Source organism: Cupriavidus oxalaticus (assembly GCF_038900635.1).
Classification (GTDB): Bacteria; Pseudomonadota; Gammaproteobacteria; order Burkholderiales; family Burkholderiaceae; genus Cupriavidus; species Cupriavidus oxalaticus_B.
Genome location: NZ_JAYMRX010000010.1, coordinates 131,376 through 153,132 on the forward strand (window position 1 = coordinate 131,376; position 21,757 = coordinate 153,132).

The following is a 21,757-nucleotide window of genomic DNA, read 5'->3' on the forward strand; positions in this document are numbered from 1 at the left end:
CGCGTATTATGCCGGAGCGGAGCGGTGCGTCTCATCCAAAGCGTCCTCTCGCCAATGTATGGGGCCATCGACCCGCTCACCGAACCTGCCGCATCACCCAGTCCACGGCCTGCGCCAGAAAGCGCGAGGTGTCCCCGACCCGGTAGCTCATGATCACCGGCGAAACGAAGCCGGGCGCATCGATCGGGCAGTAGCGGACATCGTCGCGGTGCAGCCGCTCGATCGAGGCCGGCACCAGCGTGATCCCCACCCCCGCGGCCACCAGCCCCAGCGCGGTCTGCAGTTCGTTTGCCTCCTGCGCCACCCGCAGTTGCAGGCCTTGCGACCGGAACAGCGACAGCAGGTGGTCGGCGTAGCTCGGGCGGGGACGCGCCGGGTAGAGGATGAACGGGCACGCGGCCAGCCCTTGCGGCGTCAGCGCGGGTAGCGGCTCGCCGGCCGGCAGCGCCGCCACCAGCGGCTCGGCCATCACCACTTCCTGGCGGATGGCGGGGTCGTTGATGGCGATGCGCCCGAAGCCGAGGTCGATGCGGCCGGACTTCAGCGCCTCGACCTGTTCGACGGTGATCATCTCGGCCAGCCCGACCTCGACCTGCTGCTCAGCTCCGCGCAATTCCCGGATCAGCTCCGGCAGCACGCCGTACAGGACCGAGGGAACGAAGCCGATGCCAAACCACCGCTTGTCCTGGCGTCCGATGCGTCGGGTGCTTTCTATGGTCTCTTCCAGCCGCTGGGTCATCTGCGTGGTCTGTTCCAGCAGGAAGCGTCCCGCTTCCGTCAGGCGCAGCCCGCGGCCCACGCGGTCGAACAGCGATACGCCGACTTCTTCTTCGAGTTGCCGGATCTGGCGCGAAAGCGGCGGCTGGGCCATATGCAGCCGCTCGGCAGCGCGCGTGACGTTGAGCTCCTGCGCCACGACGCTGAAATAGCGAAGATGTCGAAGTTCCATGCCATACCTTCAGGGTATCAGTTGCGGCATCTTCGGTCCTGGACACCTTCGCGGTCAAGCGTCCTGCTTCCTCAACGACCTTCAGCCAATGCAACAAGGTATGGCAGCGACGATCCGTTCGGTCCGGCCTGGCGATGACCGGCGTCGAGCCGGTCGGCCGTTCGCCGGCCGGACCGACACCCACGAAAATCCCTCACTTCTTCAACCGATACGCCAGTTGCGGTCGCGTAATCCCCAGCATCCGCGCCGCCGATGACAGATTGCCGCGCGTGGTATCGATCGCCAGCTTCATCAGCGCGGCCTCGATCTGCGGCAGCGACACCTGCTGGTCCAGCAGCTTCTGCAGCAGGGCATCGGCATCCTCGGGCGGTTCGGCAGGGCCCGCCTGCTGGCTGGCAAAGAGGTGGGAGGTGTCGATGAGCCCCACCGCGGGCGCAAGCAGCACGCCGCGCTCGATCATGTTCTCCAGTTCACGGATATTGCCGGGCCACTGGTATTGCATCAGTGCATCGCGGGCCCGCTGGCTCAGGCCGCGCACCTGCTTCTGGTAGCGCGCGTTGAAGCGCTGGATGAAGGTCTGCGCGAGTTCCGGAATGTCGTCGCGGCGCTCGCGCAGCGCGGGGATGGCGACGGGATAGGTGCTGATGCGGTAGAACAGGTCGGCGCGGAACTGGCCCTGGCGGATCGCCTGCGCCAGGTTGACGTTGGTGGCCGCGATCAGGCGCACATCGATCTTGCGCGTCTCGACGCCGCCCAGCCGCTCGACTTCGGCGTTCTGCAGCACGCGCAGCAGCTTGACCTGCGCCGACAGCGGCAGGTCGCCGATCTCGTCGAGGAACAGCGTGCCGCCGTGCGCGCGCTCGAAGCGGCCGGGGCGCGATTGCTGGGCGCCGGTATACGCGCCTTTCTCCACGCCGAACAGCTCCGACTCGATCAGTTCGTGCGGGATCGCCGCGCAGTTCACGGCGATGAAGGGCTGCTCGCTGCGCGGGCCGTGGTCATGCAGCCAGCGCGCGAACATCTCCTTGCCGGCCCCGGTTTCGCCGGTCAGCAGCACCGTGATATGGCTGTCGGCAGCCGCCGACAGCAGGCCGAAGGCTTCGCGGAAAGCAGGGGACTGGCCGATCAGGTTGCCCTGGTTGGCGCCGCACAGCGTCTCGCGCAGCGTGCTCACTTCCTGCTGCAGGGACAGCAGGTCGCTGATGACCGAATCGGGCTCGAAGTACTTCAGGTAGTCAGGATCGTCCCATTCCTCGGCCGGCTTGCCGACGATGCGGCACAGCGGGTCGAGCCGCCGCTGGCATTCGGTTTCCTTGTAGATGACCAGGCGGTCCATGAAGGTGCTGCTGTAGCCCGACGCATAGCCCAGTTGCACCCAGCAGCCGCCTTCCTCGCGGCTCAGCGCTTCGTTGAAGGGCGCTTCGCCTTCCCATGAATCCTGCCAGAGGAATTCGCCGTAGAAGTGGCCGGTGTCGCGGTCGATCTCCAGGCGCACGGGGTCGACCCGGGTCACGCCTTCGAGCATATGGAGCTGCGGGCCGAGCAGGAAGGCGTCGTTGGGCGAATGATCGAGTTCTTCCTTGCGTTCGCGCTTGACCATCTCGGCATCGCGCATGCCCTGCGCGTAGCCCATGCGGATCAGCAGGCCCTTGCCGCGCTCGAGCCCCAGCGTGTCAAGGATTTCCTTGCGCAGGTAGCTGAGCGCTTCGGTATGCATCAGCACCATGCGGGATTCCCCGAGCCGGATCTGTGCGGCCTTGGGGTCGATCGTCAGCAGCGAAGCCAGGTCGAACGGCTTCTGCCTGGGGGGCGCGGTCATCTCCATCCTCCACGGATTGCCTGCGGGCGCGAATCGATCCGGAGGGAGCGTTCCTGCCTCGTTTTCCGTAGCCTATCACGCCGGTTCGGGGACCACGCAAGCCCATGATCTGGGTTTGTGGCGGCATGGTGCGGCGCAGTAACGGCCGATTTGATCATTTGGTGAAAACCGGCTTTCTCACCTCATCAAATCGTCAACCGACCGCGACGCGCATACCCCGCGCGCTTTCCCGCCAGCCCTTGCGCCGTATGGGCTCGCGGCCCGTGGCACGGCCTTCGCTATATGTCTCCCACCAAAAACAGCGCGCACCAGCCGGTGTGCGCCGCAACAGGAGCGAGACATGACCACGCCCATCGTCCCATCCGCCTCGCCAGCCTCGCCAGGCTCCCGCCGCTCGCAGCCCTACGTCCGGGTGACGTCGCGCGGCCAGCAGTGGGTCGAGTTCGAGTTCTCGCTCGGCGACCCGGCTCTCTATGTGGAGCTGGTCATGCGCCCCGAGCAGTTCAGCGCGTTCTGCGCGGCGCAGTGCGCCATCACGGTTTCACACCAGCTCGGACGCGAGCTGGAACGCGAACGCGACAAATGGTGCGAGACCGTGGCCTGAGCCACGGCAGCACCGGACAGCCACCAGGGAGACAGGAGCAACCCACCATGCAAATCGATATCCGTACCGACAGCGTCAGCCCGATCCGGCAGACCTTCGCCAACCTGGCGCGCCGCCTCGGCGCCGACAAGCCGGCTTCGCGCTACCAGGAGGCGATGTATGACCTGCAGCCGGAAACCAGCTTCCACTACCGCCCGCTGTGGCAGCCGCAGTACGAACTCTACGACGTGCGCCGCACGCGGGTGGTGATGCAGGACTGGTACGCGCTGAAGGACCCGCGGCAGTTCTACTACGGCAGCTACGTCAATGCCCGCGCCCGCCAGCAGGAGACGATGGAGAAGAACCTGGAATTCGTGGAGAAGCGCGGCCTGCTGGCATCGCTGCCCGAACCGCTGCGCGAGCTGCTGACGCTGGGCGTGGTGCCGCTGCGCCACGTCGAGTGGGCGGCCAACATGAACAACGCCGCCATCACCGCCTATGGCTTTGGCTCCGCCATCACCGAAGCAGCCATGTTCCAGACCATGGACCGCCTCGGCATCGCGCAGTACCTGACCCGCATCGGCCTGCTGGCCGGCGACAAGGCCGCCGTCGAAGCCGCCAAGGCCGCATGGATGGAAGACCTGGCGTGGCAGCCGCTGCGCCATGCGGTGGAAGACCTGCTGGTGCGCGACGACTGGTTCGAACTGCATGTGGCGCAGAACCTGGTGCTGGACGGGTTGCTGTACCCGCTCATCTACCAGCGCCTCGATGCGCGCCTGTCGGCCGAAAGCCCCGCGTTCTCGCTGGTAACCGACTTCATGAACGCCTGGTACGCCGAGACCGCGCGCTGGGTCGACGCCACGGTCAAGACCGCGGCGCAGGAATCGCCGGAGAACGCCGGCGTGATCGCCGGCTATGCCTTTGCCTGGCTCGACCGTTTCCAGCACGCGCTGGCGCCGCTCGCGCGCCGCCTGTTCGCAGGCGACGCTGAATCTGCGCTGGACGAGTCATCAGCCGCGCTGACGAAGCGGCTGGCAGGACTGGGCCTGGCCCGTGCCACTGACGACACGCCGGCCAAGGCCGCTGCCTGACCCCGAGGAGACCGCCATGACCGCACAGATCGTATTCATCGCCCTGCAGGCCAACGAGGAGATGCGTCCCGTCATCGACGCCATCGAGGCCGACAACCCGCACGCCACCGTCAACCGCTATCCGGCCATGGTCAAGATCGACGCGCCCGGGCGGCTGGAGATCAACCGCGCCAGCGTGGAAGAGCGCATGGGACGCGCGTGGGACGTGCAGGAGCTGCAGCTCGGCCTGATCTCGCTGGCCGGCAATATCGACGAAACCGAAGACCAGTTCGTGCTCGCCTGGCACTGAGCCGGGGATCGAACCGCAAATCGAACCGTAAATACCAGGAGACAAGGACATGACCACCGCCACCGCCATCGCCTCCGCCGCGCGGCAGGCCGCCAGGCCCAAGCTGTCGCTGAAGGAAAAGTACGCCGTGCTGACGCGCGACCTGGGCTGGGAGACCACCTACCAGCCGATGGATGCCGTGTTCCCGCACGACAGGTTCGAAGGCATCGTGATCCATGACTGGAACGGCTGGGAAGACCCGTTCCGCCTGACCATGGACGCGTACTGGAAATTCCAGTCCGAGAAGGAACGCAAGCTGTACGCGATCATCGATGCGTTCCAGCAGAACAACGGCCAGCTCAATGTCACCGACGCGCGCTACGTCAACGCGCTGAAGCTGTTCCTGACCGGCGTGTCGCCGCTGGAATACGCCGCGCACCGCGGCTTTGCGATGGCCGGCCGCACCCTGCGCGGCGTGGGTGCGCGCGTGGCCTGCCAGATGCAGTCGGTCGACGAGCTGCGCCACTGCCAGACCCAGATCCACACCATCAGCCACTACAACAAGTACTTCAACGGCTTTGCCGACTGGCGCCACCTGCATGACCGGCTGTGGTACCTGTCGGTGCCGAAGTCGTACTTCGAGGACGCCATGACGGCGGGGCCGTTCGAGTTCATCACGGCGATCTCGTTCTCGTTCGAATACGTGCTGACCAACCTGCTGTTCATGCCGTTCATGTCGGGCGCGGCCTACAACGGCGACATGGCCACCGTGACCTTCGGCTTCTCGGCGCAGTCGGACGAATCGCGACACATGACGCTCGGGCTCGAAGTGGTCAAGTTCATGCTGGAGCAGGACCCGGCCAACCGCCCGATCATCCAGAAGTGGATCGACAAGTGGTTCTGGCGCGGCTACCGGCTGCTGACGCTGGTGGCGATGATGATGGACTACATGCTGCCCAAGCGCGTGATGAGCTGGAAGGAGGCGTGGGAGATCTACTTCGAGCAGAACGGCGGCGCGCTGTTCGCCGACCTGGCGCGCTACGGCATCCGCATGCCCAAGTACCACGAGCAGGCCGCGAAGGAGAAGGACCACCTGTCGCACATCGCCTGGTCGATCTTCTACAACTTCAACCACGCCGCTGCCATCCACACCTGGGTGCCGGAACCGTCGGAAATGAACTGGCTGGCGGAGAAGTACCCCGACAGCTTCGACAAGCACTACCGTCCGCGCTTCGACTACTGGCAGCAGCAACATGAGGCGGGGCAGCGCTGGTTCAACCCGGGCCTGCCGATGCTGTGCCAGGTATGCCAGATCCCGATGGCCTTCACCGAGCCGGACGATCCCACGCAGATCTGCTACCGCGAGGCCGAGCACGACGGCGATCACTACCACTTCTGCTCCGACGGCTGCCGCGACATCTTCCTCGGCGAACCCGAGAAGTACGTGCAGGCGTGGCTGCCGGTGCACCAGATCTTCCAGGGCAACTGCGGCGGCGCCACGCTGCCCGAGGTGCTGGACTGGTACCACCTGCGTCCGGAGGACCGTGGGGACTATGCCGATTCACAGGACCGCGCCAACTGGCGGCGCTGGACCGGCGCCGAGGGTGCCGACGGCAAGCAGGCGACGGAGCAGGGCGGCGGCGCCCCGTGCTGCGACCACAAACACAACTGAAATCGAGAGACACCGGAGACCACCATGCCAGTCATCGCACTGAACCCGGGCTACGCGGGCGAGACCCGCGACCGCGTAGAGAACTTCCACGGCAACCAGCTGGTGTACTTCGGCTGGGACCAGCACCTGCTGTTCTGCAGCCCCTTCACGCTGCCGCTGCCGCCCGACATGCCGTTCGGCACCATGGTCAGCGACGTCCTTGCGCCGCTGCTGGCGGCCCACCCCGAAGGCGCCGCCATCGACTGGACGCAGGTGCAGTGGCTGCGCGGCGGCAAGCCCTTCGCGCCGGACGCGGACGCCAGCCTGGTCGCCAACGGGCTGGGGCACAAGTCGGTGCTGCGCCTGCGCACGCCGGGCCTTGCCGGGATTGCCGGCTCCTGCAACTGACGCTGCCGCTGCAACGGTATTACGGAGGCTGACATGACCTACCAACTGACCATCGAGCCCCTCGGGCAGACCATCGACATCGAGGAAGGCCAGACCGTGCTCGACGCCTGCCTGCGCGCCGGCGTGTGGCTGCCGCATGCCTGCGGCCACGGCCTGTGCGGGACCTGCAAGGTACAGACGCTGGAAGGCGAACTGGACCACGGCGAGGCATCGCCGTTCGCGCTGATGGACTTCGAGCGCGAGGAAGCCAAGTGCCTGGCCTGCTGCGCCACGCCGATGTCCGACATGGTGATCGAGGCCGACATCGAGCCCGATCCCGATGCACAGTGCCTGCCGCTGATGGACTTCACTGCCGAGGTCGTGCGCATCGAGCCGCTGACGCCGACTATCAAGGGCGTGTTCCTGCGCATCGAGGGCGAGCCGCTGCAGTTCCAGCCGGGCCAGTACGTCAATGTGTGGATCGGCAATGAAGCCGCGCCGCGCGCGTTCTCGATCGCCAGCGCGCCGAGCGCTGGCGAGATCGAGCTGAACATTCGCCTGGTGCCGGGCGGCAGCGCGACCACCTACGTGCATGAACAGCTCAGGACGGGCGATCGCCTGCAGTTGTCGGGCCCGCTCGGGCGCTTCTTCGTGCGCAAGAGCGACCCGCGGCCGCTGGTGTTCATGGCGGGCGGATCGGGGCTGTCGAGCCCGCGTTCGATGATCCTGGACCTGCTGGAATCCGGCGATCCGCGCGAAATCGTGCTGGTGCAGGGCGCGCGCAATGCCGGCGAACTCTACTATCGCGAGGCCTTCGAGGCACTGGCCCGTCAGCACGACAACTTCACCTACCTGCCGGTGCTGTCGGGCGAGCCCGGGCAAAGCGACTGGGCCGGCGAGCGCGGCTATGTCCACGACCTGGCCGGCCGCCACTTCAGCCACGACTTCCGCGGCTGGCGCGCCTACCTGTGCGGGCCGCCGCCGATGATCGAGGCCTGCATCGCCACGCTGATGCAGGGCCGGCTGTTCGAGAAAGACATCTTCACCGAGAAGTTCCTGTCGGCGGCCGACGCGAGCCAGGCCACCCGCAGTCCGCTGTTCCGCTCGCTCTGACAACGTTCCCCACTTCACCACCCCAAAAGCCCATAGGAGACAACCATGGACAAGATCGCGATCGACGCCGTACTCAACCGCATCGAGGAGGGCACCGGGCAGAATGCCAACCCACGCATCGCCGCCATCGTGCACCGGATGGTGCGCGACCTGTTCTACATGATCGAGGACCTCGATATCCAGCCGGAGGAATTCTGGGCGGGGCTCAACTACCTGGCAGATGCCGGCCGCAGGGGTGAACTCGGCCTGATCGCGCCGGGGCTCGGCTTCGATCATTTCCTGGACCTGCGCATGGACGAGGCCGAGGCGCGCGCCGGCATCACGGGTGGTACGCCGCGCACCATCGAAGGGCCGCTGTACGTGGCAGGCGCCCCGGTCGCCCAGGGCGAAACGCGCCTTGACGACGGCAGCGACGAAGGCGAGGTGCTGGTGATGGAAGGGCGGGTGTTCGACAGCGCCGGCAAGCCGCTGCCCGGTGCCAACGTGGAAGTCTGGCACGCGAACTCGATGGGAAATTATTCGTACTTCGACCCGACCCAGAGCGCCTTTAACCTGCGGCGCACCATCGTCACCGACAGCGAGGGACGGTACCGCTTCCGCAGCATCGTGCCGGTGGGCTACAGCGTGCCGCCGGACGGCGCCACCGACCGCCTGCTGAAGCAGCTGGACCGCCACGGCACGCGCCCGGCCCACATCCATTTCTTCGTCTCCGCGCCGGGCCATCGCAAGCTGACCACGCAGATCAACATCGACGGCGACCCGTACCTGTGGGACGACTTCGCCTTCGCCACGCGCGAGGGACTGGTGCCGCCGGTCACGCGAGTCGAGGATGCGGCCGCCATGCAGGCGCTGGGCGTGGACAAGCCGTTCTCGCTGATCCGCTTCGACTTCACGCTGCACGCCGACAATGCTGGCGCGCCGCAGGCCGAAGTGGCGCGGCAACGCGCCGCCGTGACGGCGTAAGGCGAGCAGGGGCCCGGGGGGCGCAGGGGCGGACTACCGTGAGTGGTGTCGTGCCGCGCACCCCCTTCGCTGACAGCGAACCCGCAGTTCGCAGATTTTCAACCATGCCTGGCGAGATCCTCTGCTAGAATCCGACACATGTACCGCAAGCACCTCACGACCCTATCCCTAAGCCGCCTAGCCCTAGTGCTCGGCCGGGGTCCGCTTGTGCAAGCCTCTGGCGCCTGAATCGAACCGATTCGCTGCGCGCCGCCTGATTTCCCCCTGACCCCGGCCCACGAACCAGCCTTCGCCATGCGAAGCGCTGCAGGGGAAGTCACAGCCGAGATTGCCTGATTATTCGCCGGCATGGCTCCGTTGCAAGCCGTCCGGCAACCTGATTCGTGGACCAATAATGATTGCCCAACCCTCCGCCAAGTACCAACCGTTCCCCGCCGTCGGCTTGACCGACCGCACCTGGCCGAACCGCGCCATCGCCGCCGCGCCGGTGTGGCTTTCGACCGACCTGCGCGATGGCAACCAGGCGCTGTTCGAGCCGATGAACGGCGAGCGCAAGATGCGGCTGTTCCAGGAGCTCGTGCGCATCGGCTTCAAGGAAATCGAGGTCGGTTTCCCGTCGGCGTCGCAGACGGACTTCGACTTTATCCGCAAGCTGATCGACGAAGACCTGATCCCGGAAGACGTGACGATTATGGTCATCACGCAGTCGCGCGAAGAGTTGATCGCGCGCACGGTGGAGGCGGTGAAGGGCGCGCGCAAGGCGATCGTCCACGTCTACAACGCCACGGCGCCGGCCTGGCGCCGCATCGTGTTCGGCATGAGCGTGCCGGAAGTGATGGCCCTTGTGAGCCATCATGTCGGCTACCTGAAGCAGCTCACCGACCAGCATCCCGAGACCCAGTGGACGCTGCAGTATTCGCCCGAGACCTTCAGCGCGACTGAACTGGAGGTGTCGCTGCAGACCTGCCACGCCGCGATCGAGGCGTGGGGCGCCCGTGCGGACCGGCGCGTCATCATCAACCTGCCGACCACGGTCGAGAACGCCACGCCCAACATCTTTGCCGACCAGATCGAATGGATGCACCGCCGCCTCGTGCCGCGCGAGCATATCGTGCTGTCGGTGCATCCGCACAACGACCGCGGCACCGGCGTGGCCGCCGCCGAATTCGCCATGATGGCGGGCGCCGACCGCGTGGAAGGATGCCTGTTCGGCAACGGCGAGCGCTGCGGCAACGTGGATATCGTTACGCTCGCCTTGAACATGTACACGCAGGGCGTGCATCCCGGCCTGGACTTTTCGGACATCAATGCGGTGGCGCGTATCGCCGAGGAGTGCACTTCGATCCCGGTCCACGCGCGTCATCCCTACGCAGGCGACCTGGTCTTCACGGCGTTCTCCGGCTCGCACCAGGACGCGATCAAGAAAGGCTTTGCTGCGCAGGATCCCAACGGAATCTGGGAGGTGCCCTACCTGCCGATCGACCCGGCGGACCTTGGCCGCACCTATGACAGCGTGATCCGTGTCAACAGCCAGTCGGGCAAGGGCGGCATCGCCTTCCTGCTCGAGCGCGAGCATGGCGTGGTGATGCCGCGGCGCATGCAGGTCGAGTTCAGCACCGTGGTGCAGCAGGCCACCGACGCCAGCGAGACGGAAATCAGTGCCCCGGATCTGTGGAAACTGTTCCGCGAAACCTATCTGTCGTCCGACGCGACGGGCGCCGCAATCGTGTACCACGGCTACAAGCTGGACGAGAGCGGGCAGGGCATTGCGCTGGACGTCACGGTCGACGGCGTGCGCAAGACACTGCACGGGCAAGGCAACGGCCCGATCGCGGCGGCGGTGCATGCGCTGGACTTGCGCATGCGCATCGACGCCTATGAAGAGCGTGCCACCGGCGCCGGCGCCGAAGCGCAGGCGATGGCCATCGTCGAGGCAGCGCTGGAAGGCGTGCCGGGGACAGGCTTCGGCGTCGGCATGAGCCACAACATCGTCGAGGCTTCGGTGCAGGCGGTGATCGGCGTGGCAAACCGGCTGCTGCGCCAACGGCGGGCCCAGGCTCCGTCGAGGGCGTAAGCGGGGAATCCGGGGCGCAGTTTCACTGCCTCGCCATTGCCGTGAGCGAGGCGGTGACCCCGTGCGCAATTGCCGGCGCGGAGCTATCAGAAAATCTGAAAGATTCCATCAATATTATTCGATTTTCTTTTTGGGGGCGATGCAGCAAAGTGTGCGCAAGGAGTTGAACATGAACGCACGAGCGCCCCTGACTACGCTGGCCCTGGCCGGTGCCTGGCCACAACCTTCTTTTGTTTCCACTGCCTCCGGCACCCCGGTTCCATATGTGGAAGCTGGAAGCGGCGAGCCAATGGTATTTGTGCACGGGTCGCTGTGCGATTATCGCTATTGGGAACCGCAGCTCGCTTCAATGTCGAAGAACTTCCACTGCTTCGCTCCGAGCCTGGGCCACTACTGGCCGGAAACCAGTGCGTTCGGACGCGGCGACTTCAGTTGGGAGGCGCACGTCGTCGAGATCGCGGAGTTTATCGATGCGCTGGGCCTGGGGCCGGTCCATCTGGTCGGCCACTCGCGTGGCGGTTGCATTGCGTTTCATCTGGCGCGCGAATACCCTCACGCGGTGAAGACGCTCACGCTCGCTGACCCGGGCGGCCCATTGCAGACAGCGCCGCAAGCCGAGGCAGGAAAATTGCCGCCGGGCACTCATGCATTGAGAGCGAAGGCCGCAGAACTGATCGAGCAAGGCGAATTCGATGCCGGCCTGAATCTGTTCGTAGACTCGGTAACCCTGCCCGGCTTCTGGAGCAAGAGTTCTCAGGGCTTCCGCAGGATGGCACTCGATAATGCACTCACACTGCCGAAGCAACTGCGTGACCCGTTGCCCGCCTACACACGCGAAGCCGCCCGGGAAGTCCAGTGTCGAACGTTGCTGATCGATGGGCAAAAGAGTCCGCGCATGTTCCGCAGCACGGTCGAGAAGCTTCATGAATGGATAGTGCGCGCTGAGCGCCAGACAATTGCCGGAGCCTCCCACGGCATGAATATCGCCAACCCGGGCGCGTTCAATCGGGCGATTGCCGGGTTGGCCGGCTAGTGTCCCGTTCAGGCGTTACTCATCCATGTTTGCATAAGGGAGCAGGGAGCTGGTATCAACTGAATGGCAGCGCCAGCGAGCGCGGTGCTAGGGCATGACGCATGTTGTCTCTCGGGCCGGCACCCTGCCGCACGGCTGCATTGCCTGGCACACGAGCTAAGGCGCTGATTTGACTAGGAATTCGATTGATGGATCGAATCGGGGGCGGCCACTGCATGCCGGGCACGAGAGGCTTCCCACGCTCAAGGATTTGCCGGAACGCGGGCACTCGCCACGGAGCACTTCAGCCTGCGCTGGCAGGCAGGCATCAGGGCAGCGTGGCCATGCCGGGTGTTGCGAGATAGCGCCAACCTCGTTTCGCATTCGCGCTGCAGCACTTCCCGACCTAATATAGGCCATGCCATCGGCGACACGAGGGCTTCCTATGATGATCGATCCGCCAGCCTTGCCATGTTGACGCGCAGAGCCTTCCTGCTCGGCGGTGTGGGCGCCGCTGGTGTGCTGGTGATTGGATGGGCCTGGCTGCCGCCGCGTCAACGCCTGGTGGGCGGCGAGCCGCTGGCAGTGCGCGACGGACAAATCGCGCTGAACGGCTGGGTCAAGGTGGCGTCTGACAACACCGTCACGGTGGTGATGAGCAAGGCCGAGATGGGTCAGGGCGTGCATACCGGCGCGGCGATGCTGCTGGCCGAGGAGATGGAGGCCGACTGGTCGCAGGTCCGGGTCGAGCCGTCTGCCGTCGACAACCTGTACAACAACATCGAGGGTGTGGTCGCCAATCTGCCGTTCCGGCCGGATGACAAAGGATGGACCAGGCGGGCCGCGGAATGGTTCGTGCGCAAAAGCGTGCGCGAGGTGGGCATGATGTTCACCGGCGGCTCAACCAGCATCAGAGACCTGTGGAATCCGATGCGCGAAGCCGGCGCCGCCGCCCGCATGATGCTGTGCGCGGCAGCTGCCAGGCAGTGGGACGTCAAGGCCGGGGAATGCCGCGCACAGGCCGGCAAGGTCGTGCACCCGTCGGGACGCAGTGCCACTTTCGGCGAACTGGCTGCGGCAGCCGCGCGCGAGGGCCTGCCGCGCAAGGTCGAACTGAAGGACCCGGCCAGCTACAGGCTTATCGGCACCCGCACGGCGCGGCTTGATACGCCGGCCAAGCTTCACGGCACCGCCCGCTTCGGTATCGACGTGGTGGCGGACGCGATGGTCTACGCCAGCGTGCAGATGTGTCCGACGCTGGGCGGCAAGCTGCAGGGATCGCCGCCGGACGATGTCAAGAAATTGCCCGGCGTGCTCGACCTTGTCGCGCTACCGCCGATCCCGGGCGGCAGCGGTGGCGTGGCGGTGATCGCCAGCGATGCGTGGATTGCCATGCAGGCGGTGGAAAAGGTTCAGTGCAAGTGGGACGCGGGCGAGGCGCAAAGCCTTTCGAGCCCCGGTATCCGCGACATGCTGGTGAAGGCGCTCGACGCCTCCAGCCCGCGCGTCTGGTATGAGCATGGTGACGGGCGCGCGATGGCGCAGGGCAAGCCCGCCATCCAGAGCTTGTACTCGGCACCCTATCTCGCGCACGCCGCGCTGGAGCCGGTCAACTGCACGGTGCTGGTCCGGGAGGATCGCGCCATCGTGTGGGCCGGCACGCAGATGCCCGGGCTGGCTCGGCGCTGCGTGGCGAAGACGCTCGGCCTGGACACGGACCAGGTGGAACTGCGCCAGCAATCCATCGGCGGTGCATTCGGGCGCCGGCTCGAAGTGGATTTCATCTGCCAGGCGGCCGCCATCGCCGCCAGGCGCAAGGGCGTGCCGGTGCAGACGATCTGGTCGCGCCCCGAGGACATGCAGCATGACTTCTACCGTCCGGCCAGCGTGTCGCGCTTCGAGGCCTGGCTCGACGGGAACCGCAAGGTCATCGCCGTGCGCAATATCTCGGCCAGCCAGTCGGTGCTGCAGAGCACCGCGAAACGCAACTTCGGCGTGCCCGACATCTTCGTGTCGCGGCTGGACAAGTCCACGGTGGAAGGCGCCTTTGACCAGGCTTATGCCTGGCCAGCCATATGGGTTGGCCACCACACCGTGGATCTGGCCATCCCCGTGGGCTACTGGCGCTCGGTGGGGCATTCGCACCACGCCTTCTTCATGGAAAGCTTCGTTGACGAACTGGCGGTGGCTGCCGGCGTGGATCCGCTCGATTACCGCATGAGCCTGCTCAGGGATGAGCGTCAGCGCGCGGTGCTCGATCAGCTGAGAAAGATGTCGGGCTGGGGCCAGCCTATGCGCAGGAGGCCTGGCGTGGCCAAGGTGGGGCGGGGCGTGGCCATGCATGAGTCGTTCGGCAGTGTGGTGGCGCAAGTGGCCGAAGTGTCGGTGGACAACGCGGGGCAGGTGCGCGTGGATCGCGTTTTCTGCGCTATCGATTGCGGCATGCCGGTCAACCCGACCCTGATCGAGCAGCAGGTCGAAGGCGGCATCGTGTTCGGATTGTCGGCGGCGCTGTGGCAGAAGATCACGCTGGATGCGGGCAAGGTGAAGGAGGACTACTACACCGCCTTTCCGGTCATGCGCCTGCGCGACTGCCCGGACATCCAGGTACACGTGATGCCTTCGATGGGGCCGCCCCAGGGCGTGGGCGAGTCCACCACGCCGCCGATCGCGCCGGCGGTGGCGAACGCCTTGTTCAATGCGACCGGCGAGCGCCTGCGCGACCTGCCGCTGTTGAAGACCCTGCCGCCTTCCGGAGCCTGCGATGCCAGACAGCCAGCTCAGTGTCAACGGTAAGAGCGTCGAAATCCGCTCGGACGGCTGCACGCCCTTGTTGTGGGTGCTGCGCTGCGAGCTGAAGCTGACGGGCACCAAGTTCGGGTGCGGCGTGGGCGTATGCGGTGCCTGCGCGGTGCATGTCGACGGCAAGATGCTGCTGTCGTGCCAGCACCAGGCGGGCGAGATGGAAGGCAAGAAGATCGTCACCATCGAAGGACTCGAGGGCCCCGAAGTGAACGCGCTGCGGGCGGCCTGGCTGAAGCACGAGATCGTGCAGTGTGGCTACTGCCAGAGCGCGCAACTGATGGCTGCGAGCGCGCTGCTCAAGCGCACGCGAAATCCGAAGGAGACGGAGATCGTCGACCAGATGAGCTGCGTGATCTGCCGCTGCGGCACGTATACGCGGATCAGGCGGGCGATTGCGGAAGCGGTCGGGATGCTGAGGGGGTAAGGGCATCAGGGCATCGGGGCATCGGCGCTTGATGGCATAAAGGCGCCATTTGAGAGTGGCCGCCATCGCGCCGGCATGCGTGCGTGCCCCAGTCTTGCAGGCGAGCCAGAAATCTCAGGGGAAAAGCGATGAAGGATTCCGGGGCAGCACCCGCGCCGCTCTATCCGGGCGGGTTGAAACCTGCGGCCGCTGCTGCCGGTGCCGCGGCGAATCCATCCGTGTCGGCTGCGATCGGGCGCGTGGAACTCTATACGCAAAGAGCCATGGTGAACTGGCTGAGCCCGCTGCAGCTTCCGTTCACCGCCATGCGCGTTGCCGTGGCGATGGCAGTCGGCACCTTTGCGGACCAGCGCATGGTGCAGGCCGCGCTCTCCACGCTGAATCCGAATCCGCCGATTCCCGTACCCGCTGACGAGCAAGGCGGTGTCTGGGTAGACTATCTGTCCGACACGGGTGACGGTTGGGACTCGACATACTCCATGGCCTTGTGCGTCAGTCACGGGGTGACACTGCGCGATCAGGGTGTGACGTTGCCGCGGTCGAAAGTACTGTTGCTGGGTGGCGACCAGGTGTATCCGACGCCTGCCCATGACGGCTATCGGTCCCGCTTCGTCGATCCTTTCCGGGCCGCGTTCCCTGCGCCGGTCGAGGCGGCGCACCCCGCGTACAGTGACCAGCAGATCCAGTTGCCGGACGCACCGTGGATGGTCGCCACGCCTGGCAATCACGACTGGTACGATGGTTTGCGAGGCTTCGCCCGGCTGTTCTGCGCTGGCAAGCCCGTGGGCGGCTGGGAGACGCGCCAGCGCACGGGTTACTACGCCTTGCAGTTGCCCGGCGGCTGGTGGATCTGGGGCCTGGACCTGCAACTGGAGTCGGAAATCGACCGGCCGCAGCGCGAGTACTTCCAGAAGATGCTTGCGGAGTTGCAGCCCGGTGATCGCGTGGTATTGTGCGCGCCCGAGGCAAGCTGGGTGGAAGAGATGGAGCGCGTGCGCCGCGGGGAACGGCGGGCCGTGCCGTCGATCGAGACCAAGACGCCGCGCTTTCGGAGCCTGAGCGAGATCGAGGGGATGCTGGGCGACCGGCTCGCGCTTGTGCTGGCCGGCAACTCGCACCATTTCGCGCACTACGTGCCAAAGGAGGGCACGGCGGGCCCGCACCGCATCACCTGCGGAGGCGGTGGCGCCTTTCTTCACGGCACGCATCTGCTGCCGGATCCGCCCAGGCCTATCGTCGTGGGGCCGGCCAGGCAGTTCTACGAACTGAAGGCCGCGTATCCGGAAAAGGCGACCTCCCGGCAATTGCGCAATCGGGCGTGGCAATTGCCGGGGCGCAACCTCTCTTTTTGTGCACTGGTGGCCAGCGTGTACTTGCTGTTCGGCTGGATCGTTCAAAGCGCGAGCCTCGTACCGTTGCCCGGAAGCGATCACCGCAGCTTCATGCAAAGGCTGGTCGACCTCGAAGTGACATTCGGGAATATCGGCGAGGTATATCGCGAACTGTTCCGGGTCATGGCGCACAGTCCGGCGTCAGTGTTGTTTGTGGCAGCCATTGTCTTTTGTTGTGGTGCGCTGTCGACCAGGGATGTCAGGCGGGGTGTCGGGCTCGCGTGCGTTGTCGGCGCGTTGCACGGGCTGCTGCATCTGGCACTGGCGGTCGCCATGCTATGGCTCGTCACGCGCTTCAACCTCCATGGCTTTGGCGCGGACAATGCGCCACCCATGCTGCTCTTCCTCGTCGAGGCCATGCTGCTGGGCGGGACCCTCGGCGGCCTGCTGTTCGGCGGGTGGATGGTTCTGGGCAACGCCCTGTGGCGCCTGCACCCCGAGGAGGTGTTCTCCTCCCAGCGCATCGCCGATTACAAGTGCTTTCTGCGGATGCGGTTCGAGGACGGGAAATTGACGATCTACCCGCTCAAGCTGGAAAAGGTTTGCCGGAAGTGGAAGCTGGGGGAGGGCGTCAAGCGACTGGCAAAGGTCCGCGGCACCTGGCGCGTGCGCGCCAGGCCCGGCGCAAGCGGCCCCCGCTTCGTGCCGTCGGACGGTGAGGTATCGCCGCCGGAGGCGGTGCAGATGATTGAGGAGAGGGCAATCATCATCCCACGATAGGGAGCGTCAGATGAGCAATGCGCTTGCCTACGATGTCGTCGTCATCGGCAGCGGCTTCGGTGGTGCGGTTTCGGCCTGCAGGCTTGCACAGGCCGGCCGCAAGGTGCTGGTGCTGGAGCGCGGACGACGCTGGAGCCCGGCGACCTACCCGCGCGACGAGAATGACCCCTGGCTGTGGAACCAGGAACGCGCAAATCGCTTCAATGGCTGGGCCGATATCCGGACATTCTCTGATGTCTGGGTCATCGCCGGGGCCGGCGTCGGTGGCGGCTCGCTGATCTATGCCAACGTCTCCGTGGAAGCCAGGCCAGAGGCCTTCCGGCGCGGCTGGCCGGAAGAGGTTACCTATGCCGAGCTGCAGCCCCACTACGAAGAGGTCGGGCGCATGCTGGCAGTGAGCGAGGTTCCGGATAGTCAGTTGAGCGAGCGAACCCGGCTATTGCACGAGGGGGCGCAGGCATGCGGATGGGGCGACCGCTTCCGCAAACTGCCGCTGGCCGTGACCTTTTCCGAGCATTGGGACCCCGCACGGCGAGACCCCCGGGCGGACCGCCATTCAGAACGATTCCTGAACCGGCACGGCAGGTGGCAGGGCACTTGTGTCCACTGCGGCAACTGCGATGTGGGGTGCCAGGTATCGGCCAGGAATACGCTGGACCTGAATTACCTGGCGGTGGCTGAAGACAATGGCGCCGAGATCCGTCCCTTGCACCTGGTAGACAGGCTGGAGCCGCTGCAGCAGGGCTGGCGGGTGCGCTTCAGGAAAATCGACCCGAAAGACCGCACGATGAGCCCTGGCGAAGTCACGGCTGCCAGGGTGATCGTGGCAGCCGGCTCTATCGGCAGCACCGAGCTTTTGCTGCGCTGCCGGGATGAGCATCGCACTCTGCCCGGGCTTTCACCACGCCTGGGATATGGATGGGCCCACAATGGCGACTTCGTGACGCCAGCCTTCTATGGCAACAGGACGGTCTCGCCTTCCCATGGCCTGACCATTTCTGCTGCGATCGACCTGCTGGACCACAGCGGCCCGAACGGACAGGCCCTCTTCGTGGAGGATGGTGGCTTCCCGAATCTCGCAGGCAACTTCATTCGACGCCATTTGAAGAGAACGCGTTCCCGCAAGCTGCGCGCTGTGTGGAAGGAGATCGGAGGGCTGTTTGACGACGGCGATCCGATCGAGAGCATGATGCCCTGGTTCGGGCAAGGCGTGGACCCGGGCGATGGCCAGCTGAGGCTGGGCCGCACATGGTACGCGCCGTGGCGTCGGGTGCTGCGGCTTGACTGGTCTTATCAGGCTTCGGTGGCTGTCATCGAGGCCATGATCGCAGCGCATACGCAGCTCTCGGAAGCGACTGGCGGGGATCCGTGGGTACCGCTCACCTGGCGGCGGTGGCACAACCTGATCACGCCGCACCCGCTGGGAGGCTGCAACATGGGTACCTCTCCCGCGGACGGCGTCGTCGATGCACGGAGCCGGGTATTTGGCTACCCGGGGCTGTATGTGATGGACGGCGCGATCGTCCCCCGTCCGCTCGGCCTGAACCCTTCGCGCACCATCGCGGCACTCGCGGAGCGTAATGTGGCGATGCTCCTGCGCGAGCAGGATTGACGCAGGCCCCCATCTGCATGATGCGCGAGCGGTGGTTGAAGGTTCGGCAGTCGTTCCGGCCCAGCCAACGCTTGCTGCGCGGCCTTTCCAGTTCTGCCGATGCCCTTTGCCGCAACCAGGCCGCGCTCTTCTACCACGACCGCCATTGCAGGTCGAAGCCGCTGCGCCGATTCACTTCACGGGAGTCAGAATTGGTGCGCCCTTATTCTTGATCGGTGCCGATCGACAGCGAAGGCATCGATGTCGAGCGCGGCATCGCGCTGGACCCGCAAGCGCGTTTCGCACTGGTGACGCCATCGCATCAGGCTCCGCTCGGGCACACATTGTCGCTGGCCAGGCGCATGGCGCTGCTGGATTGGGCGTCGAAAGGGTCTCGCTGGATCATCGAAGACGACTACGACAGCGAATTCCGGTACGTGGGCCGGCCACTGCCGGCTTTGAAAAGCCTCGACAAGAACGATCGCGTGATCGCATGAACGCCGGCTCTCCGATGCTATTGCAGGCGGCGGTGGCGGACTTCATCGAGCAGGGACATTTTGCGCGGCACGTGAAGCGGATGCGTGCGTTGTACGGACAGCGACGCGTGCTGATTGCGCATGCGCTGGAGCAAGCGTTCGGGGAGCGCATGATTATCGCTTTGCCGCACGGCGGAATCCAGTTCGCGGTCCAGTTTGCGGAAGGCCCCGATGGCTGCACGCCACGCGTTCTACGCGTTCGACAGCGCGCTCCGGCACCACGGCATATGCCAGCCGCAGTCCGGGGAACATCACCTTGCTGAACGTGCCGCAATAGGTCCCGTCGACGACGTGGCCTTTGCCGCGCGCGCACGCGACGCGGGGCTCGGGGTGCTGCCACTGTCGATCTGGTATGCGAACGGGCGCACGCAACGCACACCGCGTGGTCTGGTAATGGGCTTCGCAAACGTCACCGATGCGAGAGAAGCGTCGCGTCTGGCGCGAACATTGCGCGGGTGCCTCGACGGCTAGGCCGGCGCCGGACTGAAGAAGCGCACCGACACGGCGCTGCCGGGTGTCGGCGCGAACTGCGCGTCGCTGACCACGGGCGCCATGCCGTTCACGGCCCCCAGTTGCGCAGGACGCCATCCTTTGGCTTCATTGTGACCATAACCAGCGCTCATTCCTCCATGTCCGGCGCGGCAGCCGCGCCCGCCAAGGCATCGTGCCTGGCAAACAGCCTGTGCACCAGCGCGCGGATCCACTGGTTGCCCGGCTCCCGGTGCACGCGATCGTGCCAGTGCTGGGCGATGTCCATGCCGGGCAGCGTCAGCGGTGGCGTTACCACCGTCAGATCCAGGTCCTTGCAAAGCGCACGGGCGAGGGTCAGAGGCAAGACCGCCACGGCGTCCGAATGCCTGGCGATCAGGCCCGCGGTGGCGAAGCTCGGCACGCGGCAGACGATGTTGGTGTGCGGCACGGCGGCTTCGATGGCGCGCTCGATGCTCTGGTGTTGATGGCCGGTGCCCACCGCGGAGACCAGCACATGCTTCTCGGCGATGAAGGCATCCGGATCGCCAAGCCGGGCCAGCCGCGGATGGTCCTTGCGCACGACCGCGCCGTAGGTTTCATGCCATAGCAGTTGCCGGCGGATGCTCTGCGTCAGCCCGGGGAACGAGCCGATGGCCAGGTCGACAAGGCCGTTCTCCAGCCAGATATCGAGATGCGTGGCATCGGCGTTGACCGCCTGCACCAGGATGCCCGGCGCTTCGTCCGCCAGCCGGCTCAGCAGCGGCGGCAGCATCTGCGACGCGCCGGCATCGAGCAGGAAGAAGCTGAAGCTGCGCTGGCTGGTGCGTGGGTCAAAGCCGACATGGTCCGCGCGCAGCGCCCGCACGCTTTGGAGGATTCCCCGTACCGGCTCGGCCAGCTCCAGTGCCTTGGGTGTCGGCTCCATGCGCAGGCCGACGCGAACGAACAGCGGATCACCGAAATACTGGCGCAGCCGCGCCAGCGTCTTGCTCAATGCAGGCTGGGTCAGGTTGAGTACCCGCGCCGCTTTGGTGAGGCTGCGCTCGCTTAGCAGCACATCAAGCACCAGCAGTTGATTCAGGCTGAGTTCATCTTCATGACGCTGGGGAATAGTGTCCATGATGCAAGGTGATTAGCAAACGGGCCGGCTCGGCTCTAGTCTAGTTTCACACAGCTGACACAGATCAGAAAGCAGGTTTCCAGAGACAACGCTTCATCCAGGCCCTGTCGCAGGGCAACGAGGAAGGCCCCAACAAGGAGGAGATCGCCATGACGTCCGCAGTCTTCATCGAGACCGGCGCGAGTCGCATTACCGATGCCGCCATCGACGCCAGCAGCTTCCGCGACGCCTTGTCGCGTGCGGTCACCGCCGTGACCGTCATTGCTACCGACGGCGCAGGCGGCCGCGCCGGCGTCACGTGCTCGGCTGTCTGTTCGGTGAGCGATTCGCCGCCAACCGTGCTCTTCTGCATCAATCGCCGCAGCGCGGCAAACAGCGTGATCAAGTCCAACGGGGTGGTCAGCATCAACTGGCTCCACGCCAGCCAGACCGCGGTGTCCCAGCTGTTCGCCGGAGCCGGAGCGGTGCCGATGGCGCAGCGCTTTGACGGTGACAGCTGGGGTGTGTTCGCCACCGGCGCGCCATACAGCAAATCCGCCATGGTCGCCCTCGACTGCAAGGTCGTCGACCAGCTCGAGATCGGCACCCACAGCGTCTTCGTCGCGCAGGTGCTCCGCAGTTCCGGCGCCGAAGGCAGCAACGACACGCCGCTGGTCTACTGCCGCCGCAGCTACGCCACCACGCAGCCAGTCGCGGCCTGAGGTCGCCCGAGGCGGCCTGGCGCGCGCCAGGCGGCACCCGAATCTTGAATCCGCGTCCATATGCCCTTCTTCGGGCAGGGACTGTCAC

At 65.7% G+C, this 21,757-nt stretch carries 18 protein-coding genes and 1 pseudogene; 15 read left to right on the forward strand and 4 right to left on the reverse strand.

What is annotated here, in order from left to right; translation table 11 throughout:
* Window positions 1-76 precede the first annotated feature (76 nt).
* Both VSR71_RS17865 and VSR71_RS17870 read right to left on the reverse strand, forming a co-directional pair.
* Window positions 77-949, reverse strand: coding sequence for a LysR family transcriptional regulator (locus VSR71_RS17865; protein WP_342915178.1), 873 nt, complete (start codon window positions 947-949; stop codon window positions 77-79).
* Window positions 950-1,142: 193 nt separating this feature from the next.
* Window positions 1,143-2,768 carry a sigma 54-interacting transcriptional regulator gene (locus VSR71_RS17870; protein WP_342915179.1) on the reverse strand — a complete coding sequence of 542 codons (1,626 nt, stop codon included), beginning with the start codon at window positions 2,766-2,768 and terminating at the stop codon, window positions 1,143-1,145.
* A 340-nt stretch (window positions 2,769-3,108) separates the two neighbouring features.
* On the opposite strand from VSR71_RS17870, the gene VSR71_RS17875 reads away from it, so the two are divergent.
* From VSR71_RS17875 to VSR71_RS17940, 14 genes and pseudogenes are all read left to right on the forward strand, one after another.
* The gene (locus VSR71_RS17875) at window positions 3,109-3,372 is read left to right on the forward strand and encodes a phenol hydroxylase subunit (RefSeq protein WP_342915180.1); all 264 of its coding nucleotides are present in this window, start codon (window positions 3,109-3,111) and stop codon (window positions 3,370-3,372) included.
* A gap of 47 nt (window positions 3,373-3,419) precedes the next feature.
* Window positions 3,420-4,442, forward strand: coding sequence for an aromatic/alkene monooxygenase hydroxylase subunit beta (locus tag VSR71_RS17880; RefSeq protein WP_342915181.1), 1,023 nt, complete (start codon window positions 3,420-3,422; stop codon window positions 4,440-4,442).
* A 16-nt stretch (window positions 4,443-4,458) separates the two neighbouring features.
* Complete coding sequence (locus VSR71_RS17885; RefSeq protein WP_011297864.1) at window positions 4,459-4,731, forward strand: MmoB/DmpM family protein; 273 nt, start codon at window positions 4,459-4,461, stop codon at window positions 4,729-4,731.
* Window positions 4,732-4,780: 49 nt separating this feature from the next.
* On the forward strand, window positions 4,781-6,382 hold the full coding sequence (locus tag VSR71_RS17890) for an aromatic/alkene/methane monooxygenase hydroxylase/oxygenase subunit alpha (protein ID WP_342915182.1): 1,602 nt from the start codon (window positions 4,781-4,783) through the stop codon (window positions 6,380-6,382).
* 24 nt (window positions 6,383-6,406) lie between these two features.
* Window positions 6,407-6,769 (forward strand): phenol hydroxylase subunit P4, encoded by a 363-nt coding sequence (locus VSR71_RS17895; protein WP_342915183.1) that lies wholly within the window; start codon window positions 6,407-6,409, stop codon window positions 6,767-6,769.
* A 33-nt stretch (window positions 6,770-6,802) separates the two neighbouring features.
* Window positions 6,803-7,861: a phenol 2-monooxygenase domain-containing protein gene (locus tag VSR71_RS17900; RefSeq protein ID WP_342915184.1), complete on the forward strand. Its 1,059-nt coding sequence runs from the start codon at window positions 6,803-6,805 to the stop codon at window positions 7,859-7,861.
* Window positions 7,862-7,906: 45 nt separating this feature from the next.
* Complete coding sequence (gene catA, locus VSR71_RS17905; protein ID WP_342915185.1) at window positions 7,907-8,824, forward strand: catechol 1,2-dioxygenase; 918 nt, start codon at window positions 7,907-7,909, stop codon at window positions 8,822-8,824.
* A gap of 394 nt (window positions 8,825-9,218) precedes the next feature.
* The gene (gene leuA / locus VSR71_RS17910) at window positions 9,219-10,898 is read left to right on the forward strand and encodes a 2-isopropylmalate synthase (protein WP_342915186.1); all 1,680 of its coding nucleotides are present in this window, start codon (window positions 9,219-9,221) and stop codon (window positions 10,896-10,898) included.
* Between the two features lie 169 nt (window positions 10,899-11,067).
* Window positions 11,068-11,931, forward strand: a complete 864-nt coding sequence (locus tag VSR71_RS17915) for an alpha/beta hydrolase (protein ID WP_342915187.1) — start codon at window positions 11,068-11,070, stop codon at window positions 11,929-11,931.
* 450 nt (window positions 11,932-12,381) lie between these two features.
* Window positions 12,382-14,706 carry a xanthine dehydrogenase family protein molybdopterin-binding subunit gene (locus tag VSR71_RS17920; protein WP_342915188.1) on the forward strand — a complete coding sequence of 775 codons (2,325 nt, stop codon included), beginning with the start codon at window positions 12,382-12,384 and terminating at the stop codon, window positions 14,704-14,706.
* Window positions 14,675-15,139, forward strand: coding sequence for a (2Fe-2S)-binding protein (locus VSR71_RS17925; protein WP_342915189.1), 465 nt, complete (start codon window positions 14,675-14,677; stop codon window positions 15,137-15,139). The genes VSR71_RS17920 and VSR71_RS17925 overlap by 32 nt, the downstream gene beginning before the upstream one ends.
* Window positions 15,140-15,267: 128 nt before the next feature.
* A complete protein-coding gene (locus VSR71_RS17930; protein ID WP_342915190.1) occupies window positions 15,268-17,250 on the forward strand; it encodes a preprotein translocase subunit YajC in 1,983 nt (660 codons plus the stop codon).
* A gap of 10 nt (window positions 17,251-17,260) precedes the next feature.
* Window positions 17,261-18,862 carry a GMC family oxidoreductase gene (locus VSR71_RS17935; RefSeq protein WP_342915191.1) on the forward strand — a complete coding sequence of 534 codons (1,602 nt, stop codon included), beginning with the start codon at window positions 17,261-17,263 and terminating at the stop codon, window positions 18,860-18,862.
* 215 nt (window positions 18,863-19,077) lie between these two features.
* Window positions 19,078-19,845: pseudogene (locus VSR71_RS17940) on the forward strand (hypothetical protein); the annotation flags it as partial.
* Here the strand turns inward: VSR71_RS17940 and VSR71_RS17945 are convergent.
* A complete protein-coding gene (locus VSR71_RS17945) occupies window positions 19,845-20,000 on the reverse strand; it encodes a hypothetical protein (protein WP_342915192.1) in 156 nt (51 codons plus the stop codon). The pseudogene VSR71_RS17940 and the gene VSR71_RS17945 overlap by 1 nt on opposite strands.
* Window positions 19,997-20,968, reverse strand: coding sequence for a LysR family transcriptional regulator (locus VSR71_RS17950; RefSeq protein WP_342915193.1), 972 nt, complete (start codon window positions 20,966-20,968; stop codon window positions 19,997-19,999). Before VSR71_RS17950 ends, VSR71_RS17945 begins: the two co-directional genes overlap by 4 nt.
* 149 nt (window positions 20,969-21,117) lie before the next feature.
* On the opposite strand from VSR71_RS17950, the gene VSR71_RS17955 reads away from it, so the two are divergent.
* Complete coding sequence (locus tag VSR71_RS17955; protein WP_342915194.1) at window positions 21,118-21,669, forward strand: flavin reductase; 552 nt, start codon at window positions 21,118-21,120, stop codon at window positions 21,667-21,669.
* Window positions 21,670-21,757: the final 88 nt, after the last annotated feature.

Bases quoted from the DNA above. Each gene is read 5' to 3' on its own strand.
- VSR71_RS17915 (WP_342915187.1), top strand. From the start codon at position 11,068: ATGAACGCACGAGCGCCCCTGACTACGCTGGCCCTGGCCGGTGCCTGG.
- VSR71_RS17925 (WP_342915189.1), top strand. From the start codon at position 14,675: ATGCCAGACAGCCAGCTCAGTGTCAACGGTAAGAGCGTCGAAATCCGC.
- VSR71_RS17945 (WP_342915192.1), bottom strand. From the start codon at position 20,000: ATGAGCGCTGGTTATGGTCACAATGAAGCCAAAGGATGGCGTCCTGCG.
- catA (WP_342915185.1), top strand. From the start codon at position 7,907: ATGGACAAGATCGCGATCGACGCCGTACTCAACCGCATCGAGGAGGGC.
- VSR71_RS17930 (WP_342915190.1), top strand. From the start codon at position 15,268: ATGAAGGATTCCGGGGCAGCACCCGCGCCGCTCTATCCGGGCGGGTTG.
- leuA (WP_342915186.1), top strand. From the start codon at position 9,219: ATGATTGCCCAACCCTCCGCCAAGTACCAACCGTTCCCCGCCGTCGGC.
- VSR71_RS17920 (WP_342915188.1), top strand. From the start codon at position 12,382: ATGTTGACGCGCAGAGCCTTCCTGCTCGGCGGTGTGGGCGCCGCTGGT.
- VSR71_RS17885 (WP_011297864.1), top strand. From the start codon at position 4,459: ATGACCGCACAGATCGTATTCATCGCCCTGCAGGCCAACGAGGAGATG.
- VSR71_RS17955 (WP_342915194.1), top strand. From the start codon at position 21,118: ATGACGTCCGCAGTCTTCATCGAGACCGGCGCGAGTCGCATTACCGAT.
- VSR71_RS17950 (WP_342915193.1), bottom strand. From the start codon at position 20,968: ATGGACACTATTCCCCAGCGTCATGAAGATGAACTCAGCCTGAATCAA.
- VSR71_RS17935 (WP_342915191.1), top strand. From the start codon at position 17,261: ATGAGCAATGCGCTTGCCTACGATGTCGTCGTCATCGGCAGCGGCTTC.
- VSR71_RS17870 (WP_342915179.1), bottom strand. From the start codon at position 2,768: ATGACCGCGCCCCCCAGGCAGAAGCCGTTCGACCTGGCTTCGCTGCTG.
- VSR71_RS17895 (WP_342915183.1), top strand. From the start codon at position 6,407: ATGCCAGTCATCGCACTGAACCCGGGCTACGCGGGCGAGACCCGCGAC.
- VSR71_RS17865 (WP_342915178.1), bottom strand. From the start codon at position 949: ATGGAACTTCGACATCTTCGCTATTTCAGCGTCGTGGCGCAGGAGCTC.
- VSR71_RS17880 (WP_342915181.1), top strand. From the start codon at position 3,420: ATGCAAATCGATATCCGTACCGACAGCGTCAGCCCGATCCGGCAGACC.
- VSR71_RS17875 (WP_342915180.1), top strand. From the start codon at position 3,109: ATGACCACGCCCATCGTCCCATCCGCCTCGCCAGCCTCGCCAGGCTCC.
- VSR71_RS17890 (WP_342915182.1), top strand. From the start codon at position 4,781: ATGACCACCGCCACCGCCATCGCCTCCGCCGCGCGGCAGGCCGCCAGG.
- VSR71_RS17900 (WP_342915184.1), top strand. From the start codon at position 6,803: ATGACCTACCAACTGACCATCGAGCCCCTCGGGCAGACCATCGACATC.